This window comes from Rubritalea sp. (assembly GCF_039830215.1).
GTDB lineage: Bacteria > Verrucomicrobiota > Verrucomicrobiia > Verrucomicrobiales > Akkermansiaceae > Rubritalea.
Window position 1 is genome coordinate 1 of sequence record NZ_JBDOPO010000116.1, and the last position, 7228, is coordinate 7228.

The window sequence follows — 7228 nt, forward strand, 5'->3', positions numbered from 1 at the left end:
GACTCCTCGTTTTTTGAGATCGGTAAAAAACTCTCTCCAGTACCTTCCGCTTCGGATAAAGCACATGAGACTCCGAGGACCATGTGCTTGCCGTCCTCTCTCCGCACACCTACAGCAATAAGCGTTGCACAGTCTCTAGCGCATCCGTCGATACGCACTTTATAGTAAGTCGCATCAACGATGAGGTGAGCTATTTCAGGGAGTTCTCGTTCTCGCCATTGGGTAAACTCGGTGTCTAATTCGACAGTTAGATTAGATACTTGAGTTGAGCTTACTTGAAGCCCTCCGCACATGGATTCTAAAATTTTAGTCACCCTGCGTGTACTGACGCCTTGAATATACATGGATGCTATTGCGGCTTTGAGCGCTCTGTCGCTACGAGACCCTTTCTCAAAAAGAGTTGTGTGGAATAGCTCTGAGCTGTCTCTGACTTGAGGCACTTGAAGCTCAAGTTTGCCCATCGTGCTGTTAGAATTACGCTTCTTGAAGCCGTTGGCATACCCTGAACGTTCAGCAACACGTTGATGGGGATGCGCATTTAAATGCTTTACTCGCTCTAGCAGCATAGCTGCATTGAGAAGTTTTTCAGCTATGGTGGGTAAGCCGTCGCTGAGGCCACTAGTAAGAAGAATATTGATGAGATCGTCTGATGAGTTAGGAAGTGTTTGTTCGTCCATTGGTCGGTGCTTTTGTGTTTGCACCTTCAGTAACTGACCTGGGCGGCCCCTCTTGCAAGAGGGCGAGGCGTTTTGAGTTTTTACAGACGTTTTTTTACACTACCAAAAAAACTCACGGCGGATTCAATATGCTAGGGAATAATTGTTAGAAGTAGACGGTATATCATTCGTAAAGTTATTTTTACAACAAAGCAATGAACCTGAATATCACCACCTTCGAGAGGCTGAGCTTGGAGGAATCTACGATTCTACCGCATGAATAAAGCAGGAAAACCCAAGCTGAAATAGCTATAGCCATAAGAGCCAGCCAAGGGTCAATCAGGAAAGAATTGAAGCGCAATAGAGGCAAGCTGGCCTAGCGTATGAAGCAGTCACACGAGCAATCTCTTTTACGGCAAAAGAAAACAAATTAGTTCACGTGCGATACCGTGGAACTCGGAGCTGAAGTAGTAAGGCGCATTTTAAGCAAACTCAGCCCTGAGCAGATCAGCATAGCCTTCAAACGAGTAGGACAAACAATCAGTCATGGGACTATCTAACACTACATAGCAGAGGAACGGACAACGGGTGGAAGCTTATTTAAGGAGTTACGCATCAATGCAAAGCGTCGCAATCGATGTCGATTCGGCACCAGTCGAAGCAAAATACAGAATAGAAGCTTGGAGGAGCACCACAATACCGTTGACGCTAGAGCTCGTATTGGAGACTGAAAGGGGATTTGCTTGCGGGTATCCCAGTGACTAGGTTTATCCTAAGACTCTTTGAACTAGAGAGTCGAACGGGACTATTGAGCAAGCTAGAGAAAAAAAGGCCCGCGATACCTCAGCGTGGGTGACCATCAAGAAGTTAAAGGATGATCGAGAGGAGACGCCCACCTATGATAACGGCCTTGGATTTGCAGGACATGAGAGGGTAAGCAAGAAACTCGAAGCCGCTAGTTATTTTTGCGCACCATGTGCTAGTTGGGAAAAAGGCGGAGTTAAGAACTTTAACGGCATAGTACGTCAATACTACCCGAACGGCAGCAGCTTTGAAGCAATCACAGAAAAAGATCTTAAGTTCGTTATATCAGAGCTCAACACACGCCCAAGAAAAATATTGGACAGCATGACGCCGTCAGAATTTAACCAAAGAATACAGCGCAGTCTAAATCTGTTAGAAAAAAATCTCTAGAACTTTGAATTTACCGAATATAGATGCTCCACCCTGCTCCGCTAAAAGTAAATAATGCAATAGCCCCCCCAGCCAGTTTTTGCAAAGTCTGGAGGGGGGGGGGTGAGTTTACTACCTACTGCTTATTCGCTACTCCCCAAGCTCATGTATCGTCATCCAAACTGGAAAGATTGCTTCGTCGAGGTCTTTGGTCTCCACATCGATCTCTAACTTCAATTCATGCACTGGCTGGAGGCCTTCGATACTTAAGAAGACTGATTTACCATCCGCCTTGAGTTTTGCCTCAGTGACGGCTAGCTTGCTCCATCCTTGTTTATCTGCATCGTTGATGAGATATTCTTTAGAGCCGTAGACGCTGCTCCACTTGATGTTGGCCGCTTTTATGGCATAGGACTCTGGATCCTCCGCTAATTCATCATCCAACTCAAAGTTAAAATGAACCAACAAACCTCCTTGCTTTGCTTCAATTTTACTTACGGTATGCAATGCTGAGCCAGTGTATCGAATACGGTCGATACCACCAAGCTCTGCAGCATTGGTTTGCCAACCGCGAAGACCACCAATGAAGAGTTGCCCATCTGCGGGATTGAAACGCGAGCGCATAGCAGAAGATGTGAGACGGGTTGGAATTTTGACCACCCCACCCTGAATTTGGCCATTCACCTCCTCATGGAAGACTGAATAGAGTGAACTCATACCATAGGAAGAGTGCAGCATGGTGCCTTTAGGAAACCCCCACTTGTCACTAGTCACCCACACCTGATCACCGCCGGAATTATCAACAGATTTTGGTAACCAAACAAGCGGCTTTGGCATTTCAGTAGGATCCGGTTTTTCTTCTTTGGCGGACCAGCTCGAAGTATTAAGCTTGTCCTTTTGAGCATAGGTGTCGACGACACCACCAAAGTAGTCTTTGCTCACCCAATGAATAGGGCAACGGGGCATAAATGAACCTTCATTGTCGCCAGCTGTGACTTCCCCATTTGGTCCTACACCAATCCCGTTAGGAGCACGGAACCCAGAAGCAAACTGCTCAAGCGTCTTACCATCTTTACTTAACTTGAAGATGGATCCATTTGCCGTTGAGAGCCTCTCAAAGCCACGACCACCAGCATTTACTGGAGCACCCTGAGCAAACCAGAAATCCCCATCCTTATCAACTGTGAGATCAAAGCTGAAAGCATGGAAACCTTTATTCAAGGGCCAAGAATTGTTGAATGTCTTGTAGAAGTCCGTCTCGCCATCGCCATTCAGGTCTTGGTGGAGAGTTACTTGATCAGCTCCGAGCGTGTAAATGTCATTACCAACCACTGCTACTCCTAGGGTCTCGTGCATGCCGGTCGCTAGCAATTGGAACTCTAACTGTTCCAAGTTACCACTAGTTCCAGTCACTTTCCAAAGTTCACCATCCCAAGTGGAGAATGCTAGGCTATTACCGTCTGGAAAAAAATCAAATCCACCGACACGCATGGTGAGCCCGAATGGGTTCTCATGGGGCAAGGTAATCTTATCAGTAAGGTAAGCACCCTTCCCCTTACCCATGACACCTTTAGTGACGATCGGCTTGTCGGTCTTAAAGCGCGCTGGACCACCTTTGGTTAAACCCACGAGTGGCTTCAAGCCCTGCGCGTATTTGCTAACAGCCTCAGCTGTAGACTTACCATCCCACGCTGCAATGCTGATCGACTTTTCTTCTGCATCTGCTGGGATACTCAAATAGAGTGCACCGTCCCTCGCTACAAGGCTTGCCGCTCCAGTCACCAGCAAAGTCGTGTTGCCAATCTTAGCTGTGGAGCCAGAAACTTTAGCTTCACCATCAGCTAAATAAAGAGTTTTTGCCTTATTTAACCCCGTGATATCTAGCTGACGCACAACCACTTTATCGTCACCTACCATCAGCCCTATCGGACTATCTAACACATTAACTTCACCCACACTATAGGAGAAGACGACTTGCTTACCGTAAATGTAATAACCGTGGAATTGCGCCCAATCGCTGGGCAACCCACCAAGGTTAGGTAAATGCCCATCAGAAGCTCGGGGATCACCAAACTCGCCATCGGCATTCGCCCATCCTGGGAGGTTTTTGGCAGCATACAGAGCCTGCTTCTCATTCCATGAAGGCGTTGCCCCGTGACCATTTTGGTAGGGCAGGCCATGAAATCCTGCACCACCACCATTCGTCCAGGCCCCTGCTAACTGAAACGTGTCAGCATTAAAGACAGCTCCTACGTTTGTGGTATCATCGAGTAGATTAACAAAATAGGCACGGTTCACATCGTAAGCATCATCAGCGCCTGCAAGGACATTTGAAATCACTGGTCCGCGTTTACTGAACACTTCTTTGCGTAGCTTCACTGTGCTGTTCAGAGCATCAGCTCCTGTCAATTCACGAAACTTAATATTACGAAACGATACCTCTCCACGGTGATCCTGCAAGCCGATGACGCCCTTCTGAAGCATCCCATAGTCTTTATTGTCTTTAAATTTACTATTAGGCAGGTGCTTATCAAACCACGTTTCATCACCAACTGTGTAGCTGTAGAGTTTTTTGCCATTGAGATAGTGGGTGAACTCGTTATTGCGACAGGTTATCCTCACTTTGTTCCAGCCATCTTTTTTCAGCACCTTCGAACGTTTACGCATTGCGATAATATCATATAAAGCCCCTGCCGAGTTTTTACCAAGGTCTTTATCCGTGTCGTTCATGATCTGCATTTCTAACGCATTTTTCCAAATTGCTCCTTTAGCATTTGAATCAACACGCAAGAACACACCACTGTTACCTTTGGTGTTCCACTCTAACTCGAGTTCGTAGTTCTCTGCGAGTGAAGCCGGAAAGTAAATGTCTCCACCACTACTATTAGCGGCGAGAGAGAGCACGCCGTCTTTGGCAGTCCATCCACCTTCTTCGAGCGGCTTACGCGTCTTCCAGCTATTGATCCCCTTGAGAGTCATGCCGTCAAAGAGCGGCTTCCAACCGATCACCTGCTCTTCCTCAGTGATAAGCACTGGCTGATCAGCGAAGACCATAGGTGCTCCCGCAAAAGTAGCTCCGAAGAGTGCCGCGCTGAGTATTGATGATGTTACTTTCATTGTCATATTATTAAATTTTTGTGATGAATTGATTACTTATTAGATTGTTTGTTGAGCTCCAACATCCATCTCCAGATGGCATCCATCTGCTTATGGCCGTCACCGTCGAGCGGCTCACTGAGTGTGGTAACATTTTCCTCTACGAAATACTTTGGCATGATCGTAGCCGGGTCAATGCGGCGTGGGTCACGCATCCATCGATGGTAGTAGTCTTCGCGTAGTCGCGCTCCGGAAAATTGGAGGTTTACCCCTGCTGCTTCGAACACTGCCAGTGGTTTTGCCTCTGCCGCCCCGTGGCAGGCCGCGCAACCAAAGCCACCGACCATACCAAAGAGGGTCTTACCAGGCTCCTCAGCTGCAGTAGTCGTGCTCATTTCATTAATCACACCATAAGCTGAGGGGAAAGCTTCTGCTAGATTCTTAGCGCGTGACGGGAAGGCGGGCATGCGCTGCTTGAGCCAAGGCCGCGTTTTTGTTTTCAGAGTCCCAGAGAATAGCTGAGCCATCCAATCTGGACGGAGCTTTTCTCCGATAAAGGTAAGATCAGGTGGATTTCCACCATGGCCATGAGCTTCGTCGACTTCACCTATATATTTAGCCGAAAGCGAATGGGTCTTAGTGAGACCGCTGAGGTCGTCATCCATCTGGTGACATGCTGCACAGTTGAGGTTTTCGAACTGGCGGCTGGCGTACTCAGCTTTGTTGAAATAGGCCAGAGACTTCACTGCCTGTTGATCTTTTAGAAAAGCTGTGAGTGCAGCTTTGTCATTGGCATTGAGCCCATAGCGAACACCTTTTCCTGTATCGCCAAGGCAGCTGCTAGATGCAGTTACTTTGTTGGAGAGCTGTGCGAGCGGCACGTAGCTGGCAGTAGATTTTTCCACTCCATCATGGCACTGTGCACAGTGGTTGCTCGCGACGAGAATCTCGCCTTTTGCTGCATCCCCTTTTTCTGGGAGTATGGCTTTCTTTGATGCTAAGCTTCTGACGAAGGCTGCTAGATCTGCAGCTTCTTTGTCATCCAAGCCGAAGTCTGGCATGCGAGTAGAGGCGTGATTCTTACCGGGATGCTTAAGGAAGGCAACCAGAGCTCCGTCAGAGTATTTGTGCGCTGCATTGAAAAGATCAATTGGAGCTTGGTTCCATGTCGCTATGTCTTGGTCGGCCTCAGAGCGATGGCAGGCAATACATCCAAGGTCGTGGAATTTGTTGGCTCCGGCGGTTATGTCTCCGGCTATTACGTTGGAAGGAGCTTCAGTCAGAGTTTTAAGGTAAGCTGCGATGTGTTTCGCGTCGTCGTCGTCCGATAGAACTTTCGGCATACGGGCGTGCGCACGAAGACTTTTAGGGGCTTTCATCCACTCTGTCATCCATGCCTCATCCAGCCTGCTTCCAACACCTGCCAATGATGGTGCCATCTCACTCACTTCTGGCATTCCTTTCGCGCCATCGTGGCATTGCGCGCATTTTAGTTCTGCAAAAAGCGCCCGACCTCGGCGCACGAGTGTGGCTTGTGAAAGTTTCTCGTCAGCTTCGTGTTGTAGTAAAGATGCTGGCAATGGCTCTTTGCCAAATTCGCGGCCACGCCACATAAGACGGAAATGACCAGCTCCGCTCTCAGGGCTGCTGTAAACGACCTTGATTGGGACCAACCCTGAATTGAGCCGCAATCGTTCAGACTCGCTGTTACCTAGCTTGGAGTCTTCTTTCAGCACTGACTCACCATCGATGAACAGCTCAGCTGAGCCAACCCCTTCGAATGAGAAATACACGCGACTGCGCTTATCTATATTGAGCTGTCCATGCCAAGTGGCGGTAAATTGACCTGGTGCTAAGAAAGCCGTTGGCGACTCCCCTTCTTCGACAGCTATGGAGATTCGTTTACTTAAGCGCGAATCTTCCCCCTCTGCAGTTTTCACACTAAATTGCACCCCAGCGGCCTGAGTGGGCATAGAACTCACACCACACAAAGTGGCAATGAATAGATATTTCACTAACAGTTTGATAATATGTTATAGTTTAAGATTAGCACCGCATCTTGATGCAATTGAGATTAAAACTGTGCGTTCACTGATAAGGTAAATGCTTTAATTTTTAATTCTCGTGATCACAACAATAGCGATTGACATGAAAGTATAGCCCCCGGTGAAATAGTCTATCATTCTTTTAGATGATAGCTGATCTAAGACATTCTAGGACTACGGACATATACGTTCCCTATGGCTCAGAAATCTTACTGTAACCCTGTGGGCAGTATGTATGTGAACCCCATTGGGGGGGCA

At 47.7% G+C, this 7228-nt stretch carries 4 protein-coding genes; 1 reads left to right on the plus strand and 3 read right to left on the minus strand.

Annotated features, from left to right (window positions below; translation table 11 throughout):
* The coding region (locus tag ABGY95_RS03960) for a transposase (RefSeq protein WP_347440408.1) at window positions 1–677 on the minus strand (677 nt) is incomplete at its 3' end.
* 831 nt (window positions 678–1508) lie between these two features.
* Between ABGY95_RS03960 and ABGY95_RS03965 the strand changes: the two genes are divergently transcribed.
* Window positions 1509–1850: an IS30 family transposase gene (locus ABGY95_RS03965; RefSeq protein ID WP_347440409.1), complete on the plus strand. Its 342-nt coding sequence runs from the start codon at window positions 1509–1511 to the stop codon at window positions 1848–1850.
* A gap of 129 nt (window positions 1851–1979) precedes the next feature.
* Here ABGY95_RS03965 and ABGY95_RS03970 read toward each other — a convergent pair whose 3' ends face one another.
* Window positions 1980–4946 (minus strand): family 16 glycoside hydrolase, encoded by a 2967-nt coding sequence (locus ABGY95_RS03970; RefSeq protein ID WP_347440410.1) that lies wholly within the window; start codon window positions 4944–4946, stop codon window positions 1980–1982.
* A gap of 32 nt (window positions 4947–4978) precedes the next feature.
* Entirely contained in the window at window positions 4979–6898 is a 1920-nt protein-coding gene (locus ABGY95_RS03975) for a c-type cytochrome (protein ID WP_347440411.1), read from the minus strand.
* Window positions 6899–7228: the final 330 nt, after the last annotated feature.

What these genes read in the sequence shown, in the direction of transcription:
- ABGY95_RS03970 (WP_347440410.1), bottom strand. Translation starts at nt 4,946, where the DNA reads ATGAAAGTAACATCATCAATACTCAGCGCGGCACTCTTCGGAGCTACT.
- ABGY95_RS03975 (WP_347440411.1), bottom strand. Translation starts at nt 6,898, where the DNA reads ATGCCCACTCAGGCCGCTGGGGTGCAATTTAGTGTGAAAACTGCAGAG.